This window comes from Pseudomonas sp. Irchel s3f7, from assembly GCF_900187615.1.
Classification (GTDB): domain Bacteria; phylum Pseudomonadota; class Gammaproteobacteria; order Pseudomonadales; family Pseudomonadaceae; genus Aquipseudomonas.
On the sequence record NZ_FYDO01000007.1, the window covers coordinates 104,258 to 123,100 of the forward strand.

The 18,843-nt window shown below is 59.2% G+C and carries 17 protein-coding genes and 1 riboswitch; of the genes, 8 read left to right on the forward strand and 9 right to left on the reverse strand.

What is annotated here, in order from left to right:
* The first annotated feature begins 216 nt into the window (after window positions 1-216).
* Window positions 217-1,941, forward strand: coding sequence for a flavin monoamine oxidase family protein (locus CKW19_RS08090; protein ID WP_095057425.1), 1,725 nt, complete (start codon window positions 217-219; stop codon window positions 1,939-1,941).
* Window positions 1,942-2,349: 408 nt separating this feature from the next.
* Here the strand turns inward: CKW19_RS08090 and CKW19_RS08095 are convergent, their stop codons facing one another.
* Window positions 2,350-2,856, reverse strand: coding sequence for a hypothetical protein (locus tag CKW19_RS08095; RefSeq protein ID WP_095057426.1), 507 nt, complete (start codon window positions 2,854-2,856; stop codon window positions 2,350-2,352).
* A 373-nt stretch (window positions 2,857-3,229) separates the two neighbouring features.
* Here CKW19_RS08095 and CKW19_RS08100 point away from each other — a divergent pair, with 373 nt between their 5' ends.
* Together CKW19_RS08100 and CKW19_RS08105 are read left to right on the forward strand one after the other, a co-directional pair.
* On the forward strand, window positions 3,230-3,781 hold the full coding sequence (locus CKW19_RS08100) for a cytochrome b (RefSeq protein ID WP_095057427.1): 552 nt from the start codon (window positions 3,230-3,232) through the stop codon (window positions 3,779-3,781).
* 32 nt (window positions 3,782-3,813) lie between these two features.
* Window positions 3,814-4,401, forward strand: a complete 588-nt coding sequence (locus tag CKW19_RS08105; protein WP_095057428.1) for a YceI family protein — start codon at window positions 3,814-3,816, stop codon at window positions 4,399-4,401.
* A gap of 399 nt (window positions 4,402-4,800) precedes the next feature.
* Here the strand turns inward: CKW19_RS08105 and CKW19_RS08110 are convergent, their stop codons facing one another.
* The 4 genes from CKW19_RS08110 to ahcY form a co-directional block, all read right to left on the reverse strand.
* Window positions 4,801-6,675 (reverse strand): DEAD/DEAH box helicase, encoded by a 1,875-nt coding sequence (locus CKW19_RS08110; RefSeq protein ID WP_095057429.1) that lies wholly within the window; start codon window positions 6,673-6,675, stop codon window positions 4,801-4,803.
* Between the two features lie 225 nt (window positions 6,676-6,900).
* A complete protein-coding gene (locus CKW19_RS08115; protein ID WP_095057430.1) occupies window positions 6,901-7,716 on the reverse strand; it encodes an ABC transporter substrate-binding protein in 816 nt (271 codons plus the stop codon).
* A gap of 171 nt (window positions 7,717-7,887) precedes the next feature.
* Window positions 7,888-8,733 (reverse strand): methylenetetrahydrofolate reductase [NAD(P)H], encoded by an 846-nt coding sequence (gene metF, locus CKW19_RS08120; protein ID WP_095057431.1) that lies wholly within the window; start codon window positions 8,731-8,733, stop codon window positions 7,888-7,890.
* 174 nt (window positions 8,734-8,907) lie between these two features.
* Window positions 8,908-10,317: an adenosylhomocysteinase gene (ahcY, locus tag CKW19_RS08125; protein ID WP_095057432.1), complete on the reverse strand. Its 1,410-nt coding sequence runs from the start codon at window positions 10,315-10,317 to the stop codon at window positions 8,908-8,910.
* A gap of 23 nt (window positions 10,318-10,340) precedes the next feature.
* A riboswitch (S-adenosyl-L-homocysteine riboswitch) is annotated at window positions 10,341-10,443 on the reverse strand.
* A 198-nt stretch (window positions 10,444-10,641) separates the two neighbouring features.
* Between ahcY and CKW19_RS08130 the strand changes: the two genes are divergently transcribed.
* Entirely contained in the window at window positions 10,642-11,046 is a 405-nt protein-coding gene (locus tag CKW19_RS08130) for an acyl-CoA thioesterase (RefSeq protein ID WP_095057433.1), read from the forward strand.
* Between the two features lie 73 nt (window positions 11,047-11,119).
* Window positions 11,120-12,007 (forward strand): formate/nitrite transporter family protein, encoded by an 888-nt coding sequence (locus CKW19_RS08135; protein ID WP_095057434.1) that lies wholly within the window; start codon window positions 11,120-11,122, stop codon window positions 12,005-12,007.
* Window positions 12,008-12,019: 12 nt separating this feature from the next.
* On the opposite strand, the gene CKW19_RS08140 is transcribed toward CKW19_RS08135, so the two are convergent.
* Window positions 12,020-13,189: an MFS transporter gene (locus CKW19_RS08140; RefSeq protein WP_095057435.1), complete on the reverse strand. Its 1,170-nt coding sequence runs from the start codon at window positions 13,187-13,189 to the stop codon at window positions 12,020-12,022.
* A gap of 278 nt (window positions 13,190-13,467) precedes the next feature.
* On the opposite strand from CKW19_RS08140, the gene CKW19_RS08145 reads away from it, so the two are divergent.
* Together CKW19_RS08145 and CKW19_RS08150 are read left to right on the forward strand one after the other, a co-directional pair.
* Window positions 13,468-14,301, forward strand: coding sequence for an EamA family transporter (locus CKW19_RS08145; protein ID WP_095057436.1), 834 nt, complete (start codon window positions 13,468-13,470; stop codon window positions 14,299-14,301).
* Between the two features lie 49 nt (window positions 14,302-14,350).
* Window positions 14,351-14,734 (forward strand): MAPEG family protein, encoded by a 384-nt coding sequence (locus CKW19_RS08150; RefSeq protein WP_095057437.1) that lies wholly within the window; start codon window positions 14,351-14,353, stop codon window positions 14,732-14,734.
* Between the two features lie 90 nt (window positions 14,735-14,824).
* Here CKW19_RS08150 and CKW19_RS08155 read toward each other — a convergent pair whose 3' ends face one another.
* Window positions 14,825-16,000: a murein transglycosylase A gene (locus CKW19_RS08155; protein WP_095057438.1), complete on the reverse strand. Its 1,176-nt coding sequence runs from the start codon at window positions 15,998-16,000 to the stop codon at window positions 14,825-14,827.
* Between the two features lie 128 nt (window positions 16,001-16,128).
* On the opposite strand from CKW19_RS08155, the gene CKW19_RS08160 reads away from it, so the two are divergent.
* On the forward strand, window positions 16,129-16,578 hold the full coding sequence (locus tag CKW19_RS08160; RefSeq protein WP_095057439.1) for a cytochrome c: 450 nt from the start codon (window positions 16,129-16,131) through the stop codon (window positions 16,576-16,578).
* 92 nt (window positions 16,579-16,670) lie between these two features.
* Here the strand turns inward: CKW19_RS08160 and CKW19_RS08165 are convergent, their stop codons facing one another.
* Window positions 16,671-17,066 (reverse strand): DUF1090 domain-containing protein, encoded by a 396-nt coding sequence (locus tag CKW19_RS08165; RefSeq protein WP_095057440.1) that lies wholly within the window; start codon window positions 17,064-17,066, stop codon window positions 16,671-16,673.
* A gap of 83 nt (window positions 17,067-17,149) precedes the next feature.
* Window positions 17,150-18,829, reverse strand: a complete 1,680-nt coding sequence (ligB, locus tag CKW19_RS08170) for an NAD-dependent DNA ligase LigB (protein WP_095057441.1) — start codon at window positions 18,827-18,829, stop codon at window positions 17,150-17,152.
* Window positions 18,830-18,843 lie beyond the last annotated feature (14 nt).

Genomic DNA, 18,843 nt, shown 5'->3' on the forward strand with positions numbered 1-18,843 from the left:
TCTCCTGGAGACGGTCCGAGACAAGCGCGGACAAACAATCGGGCAAGCCTATGCAATGCGTGGCACGGGGACAACCCATTGCGTGGATTGAGCTACTTTGTATAGGTCGATAGACGCCGCTGGCGGCGTTTTGAAGGCTGACGTATTCTTCGCCGTTCTTGGGCCGTCTGGCTCGCAAAAACTGCTGTTTTCTCTTGTATTTCCGGAGTTCGCTGAATGTCTGTCGGTTGGCTGCGCGCCTGTGCGCTGGTGATGTTGGGGCTGTTCAGCGTGTCTGCGCTGGCCAAGGATAAAACCGCAATCGTGATCGGCGGCGGGGTCTCGGGCCTCACGGCGGCTTACGAGCTGCAAAACAAGGGCTGGCAGGTCACTTTGCTGGAAGCCAAGTCGAGCCTGGGCGGTCGTTCCGGCATGGCCACCAGCGAGTGGATCGGCAACGACAAGACCCAGCCGGTGCTGAACAAGTACGTGTCGACCTTCAAGTTGAGCACGACGCCAGCGCCTGAGTTCGTGCGGACCCCCGGCTATCTGATTGACGGTGAGTATTTCTCCGCCGCCGACCTGACGACCAAGCAACCGGCCACTGCCGAGGCGCTCAAGCGCTACGAAAAAACCGCGGACGACCTGGCGCGTTCTATCGACGACCCGCAGAACCCGGCAGCCAACAGCACGCTGCACGCCCTGGACCAGATCACCGTGTCCAACTGGCTGGACCGCCTGAACCTGCCCGCCACGGCCCGTCAGTTGGTGAACCAGCAGATTCGCACCCGCTATGACGAACCTTCGCGCCTCTCGTTGCTGTACTTCGCCCAGCAGGGCCGCGTTTACCGTGGCGTGTCCGACCGTGACCTGCGCGCTTCGCGACTGGTCGGTGGCAGCCCGGTGCTGGCCCAGGCGTTCGTCAAGCAACTGAAAGCCATCAAGACCAGCTCCCCGGTCTCGGCCATCATTCAGGAAAAGGACGGCGTGACCGTCAAAGTCGGCAGTGTCGGCTATCAGGCGGATTACGTGGTTCTGGCCGTGCCGTTGCGCGCCCTGAACAAGATTCAGATGACTCCGGCGCTGGACGCCCAGCACCTGGCAGCGATCAAGGGCACCAACTACGGTTGGCGTGACCAGATCATGCTGAAGTTCAAGGCCCCCGTGTGGGAAAGCAAGGCGCGGATGTCCGGTGAGGTCTACAGCAACACCGGCCTCGGCATGTTGTGGGTCGAGCCAGCCCTCAAGGGCGGTGCCAACGTGGTGATCAACCTGTCGGGTGACAACGCGCGGGTAATGCAGGCGTTCGGCGACAAGCAGATGGCCGACCAAGTGTTGATTCGCCTGCACACGTTTTATCCACAGGCGCGTGGCTCGTTCACTGGTTATGAAATCCGTCGCTACAGCACCGACCCTTCGATGGGTGGCGCCTACCTGGCCTTCGGCCCGGGCCAGATCAGCAAGTTCTGGCGCCTGTGGGAACGTCCGATCCAGCGTGTAGCTTTTGCCGGCGAACACACCGACACCCTGTACCCGGGCACCCTGGAAGGCGCATTGCGCACCGGTCAGCGTGCGGCCGATCAGGTTGAAGACATGGCCGCGGGCAAGTCGTTTGAACCGGCCAAAGTGCTTCCGGCAGCCGCGGCATCTGGCGCAGCGGCGGCGAAGAAGGGCAACTTCTTCAGCAACCTGTTCGGTGGCTCGGATGAAGCCAAGAAACCAGAACCGGTCAAGGCACCTGAGCCAGTTGCACCGCCAGCTCCAGCACCTGCCCCGGCTCCAGTCGAAGCACCGAAGCCTGCTGCGGCACCGGCCAAAGCCGAGCCAGCCAAGAAAGCCCCGGCGAAGAAGCCAGCCGCCAAGACCGACGTGAAAAAAGCCCCGGCCAAGAAAGCCGAGCCGGCGAAGAAGCCAGCGGTTAAACCCGCAGATGCACCGGCAACGGATGCCAAGGCGCAGTAACGTTCAGGCGTAAAAAAGCGCGGCTCTTGAGCCGCGTTTTTTTTGCTTATCTATCAAGCGTGAGGCACCCGGCTATACCCAAGCAGTAACCAGGAATCGCACAATCCATCATCCGTTCCTACACGCTTCGGCGATATATCAGATACTTCCCACAAAAGCTTCGGAACGAAATGATGGACAAGGTCAGATTCTTAATTTTATGCTCTTCTGATAACGGGAGAGTATATGAAATCACTAGCAGTAATAATCGTGTTGGTTGCGCTTTCTGGCTGTGCAAACAGTGAGTGGTTTCCTAAGGGGTACGGTCACGAGCTAACCTATAAATGCGATATTAATCCGTACGATCCTGATTGTTTACAACCGCCTCCGGTTTTCAAAAGTTCTTAATTTTGTTAGTGGCTTACGCCGTTACAGCGGGCCTAATGAGAAATTCCAAGTCCAAATTTCCTTATCCTTAAATAAAATCTTGATTGGTTTTGCCTTGGGAATGCGACCAGGGACGAATCCAAAGCGGGCCCAGCACACGCTACCTGTACGTTGATCGTAGATGACCAAATTCCCATCATCTTGCATAACCATACACGTGTTGTACCAAAGCGATTTATCAATGCTGTGGTTGCTGTTAGCAATCCATAGGCGCTTTCTGGACGGATCATAAAGAAACCCATTGTTGCTGATTACAAACATCAGGCGCTCGGACATTTTTTTTCGATAGGTAGTTAAGCTGTAAGGCTGACGGGCATCTGCAAACCAGATTACAGCGCCATTGTCGGTGATGACTAAATTTCCATCAGCTTGCAATACCAATCGAAATCGTCCGTTCTCTGACATCAGGTACTGTCCTGCCGTCATCATTTGATTAGTAGGAAGTACCGGGGAGCCGCTCCCATGGAATGGTGTGTAAGTAATAGCCATGTTTTTACCTTGATCGATGAGTTTGGAGCCCTCATTCAATCAGGTTGAAAGTCGGCAATGGCGATACATATTTATAGCTTTTCCAAGTAGGGGCGAGCTCGCTCCTACAGGATCCATCACTGATCGCTACCGGGCGCCTGATCCGGGTTTATTTTGCCCGGAGAAAAAATGCGAGCAGGCATCGAATAAACCTTTCGATGCAGGTGTTTTCTGCTGTGTATTCACTTTTTTTCACAATTTCGGCTTTAATCTTTCCTTAACTTGCTTGCTTCAGGCTCTTGATCGCATTTTTCGATATTTCAAAGCGAAATTTTCGGCTTTAAATCGATAGATAAATCGATAGTCTTGGGCCAGCACTTACAGGATCTAGGCAATGCAGCTACGAAACTCTACTTCCCGTTACGGTTGGATCAGCATCGTCATGCATTGGGGTGTAGCGCTGGCGGTATTCGGTTTGTTTGCTCTCGGGCTGTGGATGGTCGGTCTCGACTACTACAGCACCTGGCGCAAAGACGCACCGGATCTGCACAAGAGCATCGGCCTGGTGTTGCTGGGTGTGATGGTGCTGCGGGTGCTGTGGCGCTTTATCAGCCCACCGCCACCGACCTTGTCGAACTACAGCCGCATGACGCGCCTTGGCGCCAGTTTCGGCCATGGTTTTCTGTATCTCAGTCTGTTCGCTGTGATGATTGCCGGTTACCTGATTTCCACCTCAGAAGGTGTCGGGATTCCGGTGTTTGGCTTGTTTGAAGTCCCTGCGCTGGTATCCGGTCTGCCGGACCAGGCAGACATCGCTGGTGCGATTCACCTCTATCTGGCATGGGCGCTGGTAATTTTTTCCGGCCTCCATGCGTTGGCAGCATTGAAGCACCACTTTATCGACCGTGATGTGACCCTCAAGCGAATGCTGGGTCGCAAAGCCTGAAACTCAACCTCGACTCCAAAGGAAAACAAAGCATGTTGAAAAAGACTCTGGCCGCTCTGGCAATCGGTTCGGCCCTGATGTCCGCCGGTAACGTGATGGCCGCTGATTACGTGGTCGACAAAGAAGGCCAGCACGCCTTCGTCGACTTCAAGGTCAGCCACCTGGGCTACAGCTACATCACCGGTACTTTCAAGGACATCGACGGCAAGTTCAGCTTCGACGCCGCCAAGCCTGAAGACAGCAAGATCGAGTTCAACGTGAACACTGCCAGCGTGTTCACCAACCACGCCGAGCGTGACAAGCACATCTCCAGCAAAGACTTCCTGAACGGCAGCAAAGCCACGTTCGTTTCCACCAGCGTCAAATCCACCGGCAAGAACGCCGCGGGCAAGGACACTGCTGACGTAGCTGGCGACCTGACGATCCTCGGCGTAACCAAGCCAATCGTGGTCAAGGCCACTTTCCTGGGTGAAGGCAAGGATCCGTGGGGCGGCTACCGTGCAGGCTTCGAGGGCACTTTCAGCCTCAAGCGTTCCGATTTCGGCAAGCAGAAAGACCTGGGTCCAGCGTCTGACACTGTTGAAATGTACGTATCCTTCGAAGGTGTGAAAGCGAAGTAATGCTGAGACCGTAGGAGCCGGCTTGCTGGCGATAGCGTCTTCCGCAACACAGCAGAACCGAGTTGCTGGCGATAGCGTCTTCCGCAACACAGCAGAACCGAGTTGCTGGCGATAGCGTCTTCCGCAACACAGCAGAACCGAGTTGCTGGCGATAGCGTCTTCCGCAACACAGCAGAACCGAGTCGCTGGCGATAGCGTCTTCCGCAACACAGCAAAACCGAGTCGCTGACGATAGCGTCTTCCGCAACACAGCAGAACCGAGTTGCTGGCGATGTCGTCTTCTGCAACACAGCAGAACCCGAGTTGCCCCATCGCCAGCAAGCCGGCTCCTACAGGTTATTCGCCATAAAAAATGCCCCGGTTCTTTCGAGCCGGGGCATTTTTTATTACTGCGTTAAATCAGCGATTGCGGGTCAGCAATGCCGGTTTTTCGCCGCGTGGACGGCTTGGCAGTTGATCCAGCTGCTCAGGTGTCGGGAAGCGGTCAGCCTTCGACTCCTTGTGCATGATCTTCGGTGCCGGACCGCGCGGGTTCTGCACGGCAGGCTCCGAACGCGGTTGATCGTCACGGGCCGGGCGGCGATTGCGTGAGTCTTCACGACGCGCCTGACCGTCACGTGGCGCACCGCTGCGTGGACCGCTGCGTTTGGCGGGCGGCGTACCGGTGCTGGCACCGTCGCTGCTGCGTGGACCACTTTGACGCGCACCCTGTGGCTTGCCGGTGCGTGGAGTGCCCGAGCCTGCGGCGGAGCCTTGTGCCGGAGCGCCCGGACGGCGGCCACGGCCTTGAGCAGGTTTTTGCTGCGGCACGTAGTCGACGCGGTTACCGAAGTTATCGACATCGTCGTCCAGGAACTCGTCCGGTGCACGATCAGCAGCGGCGCGTGGCGGCTGCGACGGCTGACGCTGTTCACGGGCCGGAGTGCCTTCGCGAGGCTTTTGCTGACGGGCAGGACGCTCGCCGCGTTCGGCCGCCGGTTTTTCCTTGCCCTTGTCCTTGCCTTTGTCCTTGCGACCGCCGCCACCACCACCGCCGTTCGGACCGTCGCCGCGCGGGCCACGTGGATTGCGCGGGTTGCGGATGTCCGGACGCTCGCGTACTTCGGGCTTTTCAGCCTCGATGGTGCTGGCATCGAAGCCCATCAGGTCGCCGTCGGCGATTTTCTGCTTGGTCATGCGTTCGATGCTTTTCAGCAGTTTTTCTTCGTCCGGGGCCACCAGCGAGATCGCCTCGCCCGAACGACCGGCACGGCCGGTACGGCCGATGCGGTGCACGTAGTCTTCATCGACGTTCGGCAGTTCGAAGTTGACCACGTGTGGCAACTGGTCGATGTCGAGGCCGCGGGCGGCGATGTCGGTGGCAACCAGGATGCGCACGGAGCCGGCCTTGAAGTCGGCCAGGGCTTTGGTGCGGGCGTTCTGGCTCTTGTTGCCGTGGATCGCGACGGCGCTGAGGCCGTGCTTGTCCAGGTACTCGGCCAGGCGGTTGGCGCCGTGCTTGGTGCGGGTGAACACCAGTACCTGTTCCCAGGCGCCAGCGGTGATCAGGTGCGCCAGCAGCGAACGCTTGTGGCTGGCCGGCAGACGGAATACACGTTGTTCGATGCGCTCGACCGTGGTGTTCGGCGGCGTGACTTCGATGCGTTCCGGGTTGTGCAGCAGCTTGCCGGCGAGGTCGGTGATGTCTTTGGAGAAGGTCGCCGAGAACAGCAGGTTCTGGCGTTTGGCCGGCAGACGGGCCAGGACCTTCTTCACGTCATGGACGAAGCCCATGTCGAGCATGCGGTCGGCTTCGTCCAGCACGAGGATTTCCACGTGGGACAGGTCGACGCTGCCTTGACCGGCCAGGTCGAGCAGACGGCCAGGGCAGGCCACCAGCACGTCAACACCACGGGACATGGCCTGAACCTGCGGGTTCATGCCGACGCCACCGAAGATGCAGGCGCTGACGAACTTCAGGTCACGGGCATAGACCTTGAAGCTTTCATGCACTTGCGCCGCGAGTTCGCGAGTCGGGGTCAGGACCAGTACGCGCGGTTGGCGCGGGCCGTGACGCTGGGATTTGTCCGGGTGACCGTTGGGGAACAACCGCTCCAGGATCGGAAGGGCGAAACCGCCGGTTTTACCGGTACCTGTCTGTGCCGCAACCATCAGGTCGCGACCTTGCAACACGGCGGGAATGGCCCGCTGTTGCACCGGAGTAGGCTCGGTATAGCCCGCTGCCTCGATGGCGCGGACTAAAGCCTCGGAGAGACCGAGGGAAGCAAAGGACATGAGTAATCCTGTTCTAAGTTAGGGCTTGGCCCAATGGGAGTCTTGCCTGGCGCGAATGGCGTTTAAGAAGAACGCAATCCCGTCCGGTCCTGCTTCGGTCACGAAGGCTCGTCTGGAGCGCTCGCGCGGGCTGCAAAGCTGCGCTGTAGCGGGGTCGAGATGCCTTTAACGATTCCGAGCGTCCGGGCGTGAGCCTGGCGGGAAGGCCGGAGTATAACAGAGCAATCACTGCGCGCTGCTTTCATGCTGCTCAACGGCTTTTTCCGTGGAAGCGGTGGTTTTATCGTTCTTCACGTTGATGGCCGGCCCCGCGCCGTAACGCGCGCTCAATTCGGCGTAGGCGGGTTCGCGCTTGAACCGTTTGAGTTCCGCGCCGAAACGCTGCACCAGCAGATCCATGCCGGCGTTGCGCCGCACGGCGAGATACTGGCTTTGCTGGCTGATGACCATCGGGTTTTCGGTGATCCTGTCACGAATCTTCAGCTCGTCGAGCAAATGCTGGCCGACCCGGCGATCGGTAATCAACAGGTCGATCCGGCCGCGCACCAGCTTGCCGAAGTTGGCTTCATGGCTCGGTGCCGGTTCGCGGGTGAACAGCGTCGAGTCGCTGAAATCCTTGCTGTAGAGGTAACCCGGTGAGGTGCCGATGGTCAGGCCGCGCAGGTCTTCGAGCGTGCGAAACGGATACGGCCGGTCATTGGCGTAGAACATCACGAACTGCACGTCGGAAAGAGGTTCGCTGGGGTAGAGCAGGGTCGCGTCGCGTTCGTCGCTGTGGAAAATGTCCAGTGCGCCATCGGCCTGGCCGGATTCGAGCATCGACAGGCAACGTTTCCACGGCAGGAACTGCCATTCGACTTCGATGCCCAGGCGTTTGAACACGATGGCGGTGGTTTCGTAGTCGAGGCCCTGTGGTTTGCCGCTGTCCTCATAGACGTAAGGTGCCCACGGCTCGGTGACAATGCGCAACTTCTCGCCCTGGGCGGCAAAGCTCAGGCAAGTGAAAACAAGCACGGCGATTAACTGTGTGATCAAAGGCATGGGCTGAGATTACGACGAGAAACCGGAAAGAGCCAGAAACCGACGGCAGATGCTCTAACTCCGTGGGTTGGCGCACAATTACAGTGCGTTAAAAGCAAAAGATCGCAGCCTTCGGCATCGCCTGTAGGCGCTGCCGAAGGCTGCGATCTTTTGATCTTGCTTGAGCGACTTTTAGCGCGGCAACTTCAGGTTGTTCCACACCGCCAGGCTCGCTTCAGCCTGATTCAAGGTGTAGAAGTGCAAGCCCGGAGCGCCACCTTGCAGCAAGCGTTCACACATCTCGGTGATGACTTGCTCACCAAAGCCTTGAATGCTTTGGGTGTCGTCGCCGAAGGCTTCCAGTTGCTTGCGGATCCAGCGCGGGATTTCCGCACCGCAGGCATCGGAGAAGCGCGCGAGTTTGCTGTAGTTGGTGATCGGCATGATGCCTGGCACGATCGGGATATTCACGCCCAACGCCCGTACACGCTCGACAAAGTAGAAGTAGCTGTCGGCGTTGAAGAAGTACTGGGTGATCGCACTGTCGGCGCCGGCGTTGGCCTTGCGCACGAAATTGGCGATATCGTCTTCGAAATTGCGCGCTTGCGGATGCATTTCCGGGTACGCGGCAACTTCGATGTGGAAATGATCGCCGGTCTCTTCACGAATGAATTCAACCAGGTCATTGGCGTGGCGCATTTCGCCGCTGGCCATGCCCATGCCCGAAGGCAGGTCACCGCGCAGCGCTACGATGCGCTTGATGCCGGCTGACTTGTACTGGCCCAGCAGGCCGCGCAAGTCATCCTTGCTGTCGCCTACGCAAGACAGATGCGGGGCGGCAGGCACTTTGATTTCGCTTTCGAGCTGCAACACGGTGTTGAGCGTGCGATCACGGGTCGAGCCGCCAGCGCCGTAGGTGCAGGAAAAGAAATCGGGGTTGTAGGTGGCCAGCTGACGAGCAGTGGCGAGCAGCTTTTCATGCCCAGCATCGGTCTTCGTCGGGAAGAACTCGAAGCTGTAGCGACGATCTTGGGACATGGTCATACCCTTTAAAACGCGTAAGCCTGTGAGCCGGTTTGCCCGCAATCGCCAGCAAGCCGGCTCCTACAGGATTTGCGTCGTACGCGTTACTCACATACGACCGTCCCTTGTGGGAGCCGGCTTGCTGGCGAATCAGGCGACGCGGTGTATCAGCACACCGCGATCAACCAATCAGTAGCGGTAAGCGTGCGGCTTGAACGGACCTTCGACGGTCACGCCGATGTAATCGGCCTGGGTCTTGGTCAGTTGAGTCACAACGCCGCCGAAGCCGCGAACCATTTCCAGGGCCACTTCTTCGTCGAGTTTCTTCGGCAGTACTTCAACGGTCAGGCGCTCGGCTTTCTGGGCTGGCGACAGGTCGGCGTACTTTTGGCCGAACAGGAAGATCTGGGCCAGAACCTGGTTGGCGAACGAACCGTCCATGATGCGGCTCGGGTGACCCGTGGCGTTACCCAGGTTAACCAGACGGCCTTCGGCCAGCAGGATCAGGTAGTCGTCGTTCTGTGGGTCGAAATCGCCAGCGCCGGTACGGTGGATCTTGTGAACCTGCGGCTTCACTTCTTCCCATGCCCAGTTCTTGCGCATGAAAGCGGTGTCGATTTCGTTGTCGAAGTGGCCGATGTTGCAGACAACAGCACGCTTCTTCAGGGCTTTGAGCATGTTCGAGTCGCAAACATTGACGTTGCCGGTGGTGGTCACGATCAGGTCGATCTTGCCCAGCAGCGCTTTGTCGATGCTCGCTTCGGTACCGGTGTTGATACCGTCGATGAACGGCGAAACCAGTTCGAAACCGTCCATGCAGGCTTGCATGGCGCAGATTGGGTCGACTTCGGAAACTTTAACGATCATGCCTTCCTGACGCAGGGACTGGGCCGAACCCTTGCCCACGTCGCCGTAGCCGATGACCAGCGCTTGCTTGCCGGACAGCAGGTGGTCGGTGCCGCGCTTGATCGCGTCGTTCAGGCTGTGACGGCAGCCGTACTTGTTGTCGTTCTTGCTCTTGGTCACCGAGTCATTGACGTTGATGGCCGGGATTTTCAGCTCGCCTTTGGCCAGCATGTCCAGCAGGCGGTGAACGCCGGTGGTGGTTTCTTCGGTCACGCCGTGAACGCGGTCCAGAACCTGCGGGTACTTGTCGTGCAGCAGCTGGGTCAGGTCGCCGCCGTCGTCGAGGATCATGTTGGCGTCCCATGGCTGGCCATCCTTCAGGATGGTCTGTTCCAGGCACCACTCGTACTCTTCTTCAGTTTCGCCTTTCCAGGCGAAAACCGGGATGCCGGCAGCGGCGATGGAAGCAGCGGCCTGGTCCTGAGTCGAGAAAATGTTGCAGGACGACCAGCGTACTTCGGCACCCAGGGCAACCAGGGTTTCGATCAGCACGGCAGTCTGAATGGTCATGTGGATGCAGCCAAGGATCTTGGCGCCTTTGAGTGGCTGCTCGCCGGAGTACTTGCGGCGCAGACCCATCAGGGCTGGCATTTCGGATTCGGCGATGATGGTCTCGCGACGGCCCCAGGCAGCCAGGGACATGTCGGCGACTTTGTAATCGTTAAAATCTGCAGGCGTGATAACAGCGCTCATGAAGAGCCTCCATTCGTAATGTATGCGAATGGGCGCCGTTGTGCGTTTAGTGTCCAGCCAGTGAAGGCCAGGCAACGCCCCATCCGAGCCTGACAGGTCAAACCTGCTGCAGCGCCCCTCGGACAGGTGGCGGGAAAACGGTAGCAAATGAAGATGACCGTTTTGAAACGGTGGCGATTATAGCGGGCTATGCTGATCTTCCAAAGCGTTTCTGTCGGCCAATGTCCGAACGGTAATCGAGGCGATAGTCCAGGCGTGATAGAGCTCTGGCCCGCGCTCTGCCAAGATACTGTCCATCATTCGGCAAGACGCTCAGGAGTGAACATGAACTTCCACACCCGCAAATGGGTAAAACCCGAAGACCTCAACCCCAACGGCACGCTGTTCGGCGGCAGCCTGCTGCGCTGGATCGACGAAGAAGCGGCGATCTACGCCATTGTCCAGTTGGGCAACCAGCGCGTGGTCACCAAGTACATTTCCGAAATCAACTTCGTCAGCGCCTCGCGCCAGGGCGACATCATCGAACTGGGCATCACCGCCACCGAGTTCGGCCGCACCTCAATCACCCTGACCTGCGAAGTGCGCAACAAGATCACCCGCAAGAGCATCCTGACGGTGGAGAAGATGGTGTTCGTCAATCTCGGCGAAGACGGCTTGCCGGCACCGCACGGCCGGACCGAGATCAAGTACGTCAAAGACCAGTTCCAGGATGGCGACGCCGACTCGTAATGCGAGCGCCTACAGAACGTAAGGCCAACCCCGCGTGTCGTAGCTAAATACCCCGCTACCGGTTGCGCACCCCATGAACTCGGCACAAGACGGCAAGACCCCTGATCTTTCCACGAAAGAGCAGCACGAGGTCGAAAAAAACCAGCCACCGCGCGCGGCGGTGTTGCACGAAATCATCCGAACCCAGGGCGATCAGGAGCTGGAGCGCAGCGTTGCCGCACTGTGGTGGTCGGCGCTCGCCGCTGGGCTGACCATGGGCCTGTCGTTGATGGCCATGGGGCTGCTCAACGCTCGCCTGCCGGACGGCGAGGGATTCAAGGTGATTGCCAGTTTCGGTTACTGCGCGGGGTTCCTCGCGGTGATTCTTGCCCGTCAGCAACTGTTCACCGAAAACACCCTGACGGCCGTGCTGCCGATCATGAGCAAACCGACGCTAGGCAATTTCGGTCGCTTATTGCGACTTTGGACGGTGGTGCTGTTCGGCAATCTGTGCGGCACTTTATTGGTGGCGTACGTGATGCTGGAATTGCCGATTTTCGACAGCAAGACCGACTTGGCCTTCCTCGACATCGGCCGCAAGGTCATGGAAAACGACGCCAGCCAGATGTTCGCCAAGGGCATCGTCTCCGGCTGGATGATCGCCACCATGGTATGGATGATTCCATCCATGGAGAGCGCCAAGATGTGGATCATCATCCTCATCACGTACTTCATGGCGCTGGGGGACTTCACGCATATCGTGGTGGGTTCGGCGGAGGTGTCCTATCTGGTGTTTGCCGGGGAATTGCCATGGCGTGATTTCTGGCTGGTATTCGCCGGTCCGACGTTGCTGGGCAATATCATCGGCGGCAGCTTTATCTTTGCCCTGATCAGTCATGCGCAGATTCGCAGCGAAAGCGGACCACCCAAGGAGCCTGCGACTCATGCACAGGCGCCTGAGTCGCAATCGCTCAAGAAGTAAATATCACGACACTCAGCCAGCCACGTTCAGTGCGGCGGCGGTTCGACGCTGGCGGTAGATAAAGTACAGCGCGGTCAAGACCGTCAGCACGCTGACCAGTGCACCGGTCCATGGCAGGTCCGCCAGATCGGCACCGCTGGCAACCACCAGCCCGCCAATCCATGCGCCGGCCGCGTTGCCGAGATTGAACGCGCTCTGGTTCAAGGTCGAGCCCAGGTTCGGCGCTTCGTGGGCCTGATCGATGATCAGCAATTGCAGGATCGGGCACAGCGCAAACGCAAAAATCCCCCACAGCACCAGCGTGATGGCGGCCGGGATCACCGAGTGGCTGGTCTGGCTGAAAGCGGCCAAAACCACTACGACGGCCAGCGCCATCCCCACCAGTGACGGCAACAAACGGCTGTCGGCCAGTCGGCCCCCGAGCATGCTGCCAGCGGTCAAGCCTACGCCGAACAACAGCAGCATGATGGTCACGCCGTGGGGGCTGACGCCGGTGATGTCCTGCAGGATCGGCGCGATGTAGGTGAATACGCTGAACAGGCTGGTCGAGGCCAGTACGCTCATACCCAGCGCCAACAGCACGTTGGCCTTGCCCAATACCTTGAATTCACTCGCGAGATTGGCTTTGTCCATCGCGATGTGTTTCGGCAGCCAGAGCCACTGCGCGATCGCGGCAATCACGCCTATCACCGACACCGCCCAGAACGTCGAGCGCCAACCTGCATATTGTCCGAGGGCTGTGCCCAGCGGCACGCCGAGCACGTTGGCCAGGGTCAGGCCGGTGAACATCATGGCAATTGCCTGGGCGCGTTTGTTCGGTGCGACCAGCCCTGCGGCCACCACTGAACCGATGCCGAAGAACGCGCCGTGACACAGCGCCGTCACCACCCGCGCGGCCATCAGCGTGGCGTAGTTCGGCGCCAGTGCGCAGAGCATGTTGCCCAGGATGAACATCAGCGTCATGCCCAGCAGTGTGGCTTTGCGCGGCATGTTGGCGGTGCCGACCGCGAGGATCGGCGCGCCAAACACAACGCCCAGGGCGTAGCCGGTGATCAACAGCCCGGCATGAGGAATGCTCACGGCAAGGTCACGGGCAACGTCGGGCAGCAGGCCCATGATCACGAATTCAGTGGTGCCGATGCCGAAAGCGGCAACAGCGAGGGCTAGCAAAGCGAGTGGCATGCGCAAGGTCTCTGTCGGTAGTCTTGACGCTGTGATCAGGCATACGCAGGCCGGTGTCCGCTCTCGATGAAAGCGGGCAGGGCGGGATTTTTTATTGGAGTTAGTCGTGCGCAACTGAGTGCGGCGTGGTCGGTTGCAGTATAAACAGCCACTGACATATGGCGAATCAATTCTCTACCCCCCCTTGTAGGAGCCGGCTTGCTGGCGATGGCGTTCTTAAGGTCGCTTCGCCAGCAAGCCGGCTCCTACAAAGGGGGGGACAATAAAAGGAGTGGGCCGTGCTTGCGACGGTGTTGGTGTTGGTGGCGGCGTTGTTGCACGCGGCGTGGAATACCCTGATCAAGTTCAGTGCCGAGCGGCTGCTGGTCGTGGCCTGCATGGACAGCGTGGCGCTGATTTTTGTCGCTCTGATGCTGCCTTTCGTGGAATTGCCACCGCTGGACATCTGGCCTTGGATTCTGGCCTCGGCAGCGTTCGAATTGCTCTATCGCTATTTGCTGATCCAGGCTTATCGGGTCGGCGATCTGGGGCTGGTCTATCCGTTGATGAGGGGCCTGTCACCGCTGGTGGTGCTTGCCCTCACGCTGATCTTTGCCGGGGAAGTGCTGAGCCATCAGCAGATCTTCGGCATCCTGCTGATTCCTTTTGGCATGTTGTGCCTGCTCTGGCAGGGCGGTGGCGGGGCGCGTCTGCCGTGGTCGATGCTGCCGGTGGTGGTGTTGATCGGCCTGTGCATCGGTTGTTACACCTTCATCGATGGCCAGGCACTGCGGCGCTGGTCGCATCCATTGGATTATCTGGTCTGGGTCACGCTGCTCAGTGCCTGGCCGTTTCCGTTGCTGGCATGGGTGAGCAAGCGGCCGGCGTTCATGCAGTTCTGGCGCGAGCAGTGGCGATTGGGCCTGGCCGTCGGATTCTGCGTGTTGTTCAGCTACGCTCTGGTGCTGTGGGCCATGCAGCTGGGTTCGATTGCCGAAGCGGCGGCGCTGCGCGAGATCAGTGTGATCCTGGTGGTGCTGTTCGGAATGCGTTACCTGAAAGAACCTTTTGGCGGGCCGCGCCTCTTAGCTTGTGGGCTGGTTTTGATCGGCATACTGGTGATGAAATTTTGACCGCCGTTGATGGAATAGAATTTCTATAACTTGAAGAAGGGACTGCGTAATGACGGTTGCTCTGTGGTGCATTTTGATTGCGATTATCCTGCCGTACGTATGCGTTGGCGTTGCGAAGGTCATTGGCGGATACAGGCTGAGCGACAATCATGACCCTCGGGATTTTCTCGATTCGCTGGAAGGTTTGGGTAGACGGGCCAACTCGGCGCAGTTGAACAGTTTTGAGGTGACTCCGGCCTTTGCGGCTGCGGTGATCGTGGCTCACCTGGCTGGCAATGCCGAGCTGGTGACAGTCAATGTGCTGGCGGTGTTGTTCATTACCAGTCGACTGCTTTACATCATTTGCTACCTGGCGGACTGGGCAATGCTGCGGTCGCTGATGTGGTTTGTGGGGATGGGGTTGATCATCAGTTTCTTTGTGGTTTCTGCTTAAAGGCTGGATCAAAAGATCGCAGGCTGCGCCAGCGCCTACAGGATTTTGAGTCATCTGTAGGCGCTGGCGCAGCCTGCGATCTTTTTGCTGTTAGAGCTTGTCAGCTACCTGCGGCACTTGCGGCAATGCCGCGCCTTTAGGCCAGAGCATCCAGATCTGCCCCTGTTGTTTCATGTCCCCGGCCAATTGCCCGGCCGCCTCGCCGGTGCCCCAGAACAGATCCGCCCGAACCTCGCCGGCAATGGCGCCGCCGGTGTCCTGTGCGGCGACCGGTCGAACCAGCGCCGTGCCGTCCGGCTTGGTGGTGGATAGCCACAACAAACTGCCCAGTGGAATCACCTTGCGATCCACCGCCGCGCTATAGCCTGCGGTCAGCGGCACGTTCAGCGATCCGCGAGGACCTTCGTTGCTGTCCGGGTTGCGAGTAAAGAACACGTAGCTCGGGTTGCTGCCGAGCAGTTCAGGAATGCGTGACGGGTTGGCCTTGGCCCACGTGCTGATGGCGCCCATGGTCACGTCTTCCTTTTTCAGCTCGCCTTGTTCCACCAGCCAACGTCCGATGGGGCGATACGGGTGGCCGTTCTGGTCGGCGTAGGCGATGCGCAGCTGACGCCCACTATCGAGCTGGATGCGTCCCGAGCCCTGGATTTGCAGGAATTGCAGGTTCATCGGGTCGGTCAGCCAGGCCACAACGGGTGCCTTGACCCCGTTGCTCTCGATAGTGGCTGCATCGTCGTAAGGCTTGAGCACGCGGCCTTCGAGCCGGCCGCGCAGGCGTTTGCCCTTCAACTCCGGATAAATGCTGTCGAGGGAAACGATGATCATGTCTTCGGGCACGCCATACACCGGGACATTCGCCACGTCGGTCTGGGTCAGGCTGCCGGGGTAGACCGGCTCGTAGTAGCCGGTGATCAGGCCGTTCGGGTTGTCATTGGCGGCGCGCAGGCCGTAGACGTCGAGGTTCTGCTTGAGGAAGCCGCGAATGTCGCTGGCGGTTTGCGGCACATTGGCAGCCGCGGCGCAGGTTCCGCCCCAGACAGCGTCAGCCTTGAGTCGCGTGCAGGCGCTACGCCATGAGCCGAAACCGGCGACGAGGTCGCTGTCGGACACCGCTGGAAGTGCTTCCCACGTGGCGCTGGAGTAGGTGGCCAGGGCATGGGTTTTCGGTTTGTTGTCATCACTTCCGCCGGTGCAACCCGCGAGCACGGCCACCATCGGAAGGGTCCAGGTCAGGCTGTGACGCCAGGCCTTGAAACGGCTGTTCATGGAGTGATTCCTTTGCCGGTTGCCCGAGTGCTCCATGCGCTCAAGCAACCCGTATTGATAATAGGGCTATTGGTCTTTTACCGATCAGGCGAGGATACTGGCCGCCGTTTCCGTGACCTGAAGCCACCATGACTCTTAAAAGACTTTCTGTTGTATTGCTGGCCTGTCTGACACTGACCGCCTGTGGCGGGGTCGACCCCAATTCGCCGCTCGGTCAGCGCAAAGCCATTTTCAAGCAAATGCTCAAGACCGGTGAAGATCTGGGTGGCATGTTGCGTGGCCGTATTGCGTTCGACGGTCCGAAGTTCGCTGAGGGCGCGGTGAAACTTGATGCCCTGTCCCGTGAACCGTGGAAACATTTTCCGCAGGTGCGTGAAGAAGATCACACCAGCGCCACGAGCGATGTCTGGGAACAGCAGGCGCGCTTTCAGGCAATGACTCGTGATCTCGAAACCGCCACCGGTGAATTGGTGATTGCCAGCCAGGTTCAACCCTACAAGGCCAGCAACCTGGGGCCGGCGGTGCAGAAGGTCGAAGATGCTTGCAGTGCCTGTCATAAAGCGTTTCGGGACCATTGATTCAGGAAAGGATCGCAGCCTTCGGCAGCTCCTGCGCCGAACTAATGTAGGCGCTGCCGAAGGCTGCGAACTGTTGATCTCAAGACGCGCAGTTACTGATCCAGCTCATCCAGCGCATCCTGCAATTCCTTGCGGGATTCGGCGAGCTTGTCCTTGCGCTTGTTGATCTTGTCGGGATCGCCTTTTTTCATGGCCTTGTCGAGATCGGCCTGGCGCTGGCTGACTTCGTGCTTGGCGTCGAGCACCTTGTTTTCCCGTTCTTTTTTCAGCGATGCGTCCGTGCAGTTTGCCTCGACTTCGCTTAGAGCCTTTTCCAGACCGGCCTGTTGTTCGAGATTAGCGTGGGATTTGGCCAGTTCGATCTGGTTGATGATGCCTTGCTTCTTGGCGGCGCATCCGGTCAGCCCCGGTGCTTCTTCATCCGCCATCAGCGGAGTGGCCAGCACGCTGCAAAGGGTCAACAGGGCCAGCGGTGAAAGAAGTTTCATAAAAGCTCCATGTAAGAAAGCAAGCGGGGTGGCGATGGCTTGTTTGAGCCGATCGACACCTTGGGGTTCCCGGTGGACGTCGGCTAAAAGCCTTCGATCCCGATGTCACGTAGCGTTTCACTCAGGGCCAGCACCTGCGGGTCGCGGAAAAAGGCGTTCAAATGCGCCGCGCGTCCCGGCCCGATACCTGCTTCGGCTTGCCATTGTTCGGTATTTCGTTGCGCCAGTACCTGCCAGGAGTCGGCCAGTTGTGCCTGGCCTGTCGGCGGCAATCCCAGGGCTTTGAGCCAGCGAGCGAACGGGCGTTGTCGGGCGCTGCTGAAACTGTCGGCAAGGCGCGCCGCGCTTCGTTCGCCGAAACCGTCAATGTTAGCAAGCTCTCGGACATCGAGGGTCATCCAATCCAACAGGCTGTTCAGGCGACCTGTTGCAAGAAGTTTTTCCCAGGTGCCGGCGCCGACATGGGGCAGGGCCAGACCGTTCTTGCCGCTGAGCCAGGTCAGGCGCGCAAGAAACTGGCTTTCGCAGCCTGGGGTCGGTTGCCAACAGCTCAAAGGGTGAAAGTCTTCGGCTTGCGGCACGTTCAATTCGACACGCTCGGTACTGCGAAACACGACGTCATCAAGCCTTGGAATTGTCAGGCCGGCCAGGCTGATCGAGACTTGGTCACCGGGGCGTATATCCAGCGCCTGCCAGCGCTGTAGCGAGCTGACGCTGACGCGTTTGATCTGCCGGTCATCCAGTTTCACCGGTCTCAGCTCCAGTACCGGAGTGATGCGCCCGGTTCGTCCAATCTGGAAGTGAACCTTGCGTACATCCGCCAGCGCCTGGGCAAAAGGGTATTTCCAGGCCACGCTCCAGTAAGGCGGTTTCGCCTGCCAGCGTTCGGCGGGTGGGCGCTGGTTCTGGCGCAGGACAATCCCGTCGCTGGCGAAGGGCAGGGTGGAGCGATACCAGTGATCACGCCAGCGCTCAGCGTCGGCAAAGTTATGGATCGGCTGGCTGTAAACGGTGGTGTTCGAGAAGCCCAGTTCATTCAATGCAGTCGCCCGTGTGAGCAGGTTCGCCGGGCCTTGGGGCCAGTCCCACGCAAACAGGCCGATCCCCGCGGCTTGTGCGGCATTCAACGTTTTGCGACCCATCAGCCCGGCCACCGTGGCGCGGGCATTAACGCTGCCGTCCCGGGCCTGTATGTGGTTGTCCAGGCGCCAATAGAGCTCGCCCTGCACAAGCAGGTCCAAAGGTTGTGACAACTGTTTGGGAATGACCTGGATCTGCCGTGCCGCAATCGTCCAGTCCTGCCCCTTCACGCCATCGCCGCGACTGATTGCCTGAGTCAGCAGGCCTTTGCGGTAAATCAGCGTGACTGCCACGCCGTCGATTTTCGGTTGCGCCCAGACATCCGCGCGGTCGCGCAGCCAGTTTTCGACAGCGCGTGCGTCGTGTAGTTTTTCCAGGCCGGTGTGGGCGATGGGGTGTGGGAGTGTGCCGCGAGCTGTGCGCAAGGGGTTTGCGGGTGGGGTCAGGTTGAAGCATTGGCGCCAATGGCTCAGTTGCGCCCGGGACTGATCGTAGAGTTCATCGGCAACCAGAGAGCGGCCCTGGCGGTGATAGCTGTCGTCCCAGAGGTCGATTTGCTGTTGCAGTTTGCCGACTTCGTCCAGGGCGCGTTCCGGTGACCAGTCGGGGCAATCCATGGCGCGGGCGCCGAGGCAGGTCAGCATCAGCAGAAAGGCGAAAAACAGGTGCAATGGCGGGAGCATCGTGAGCGTCCTTG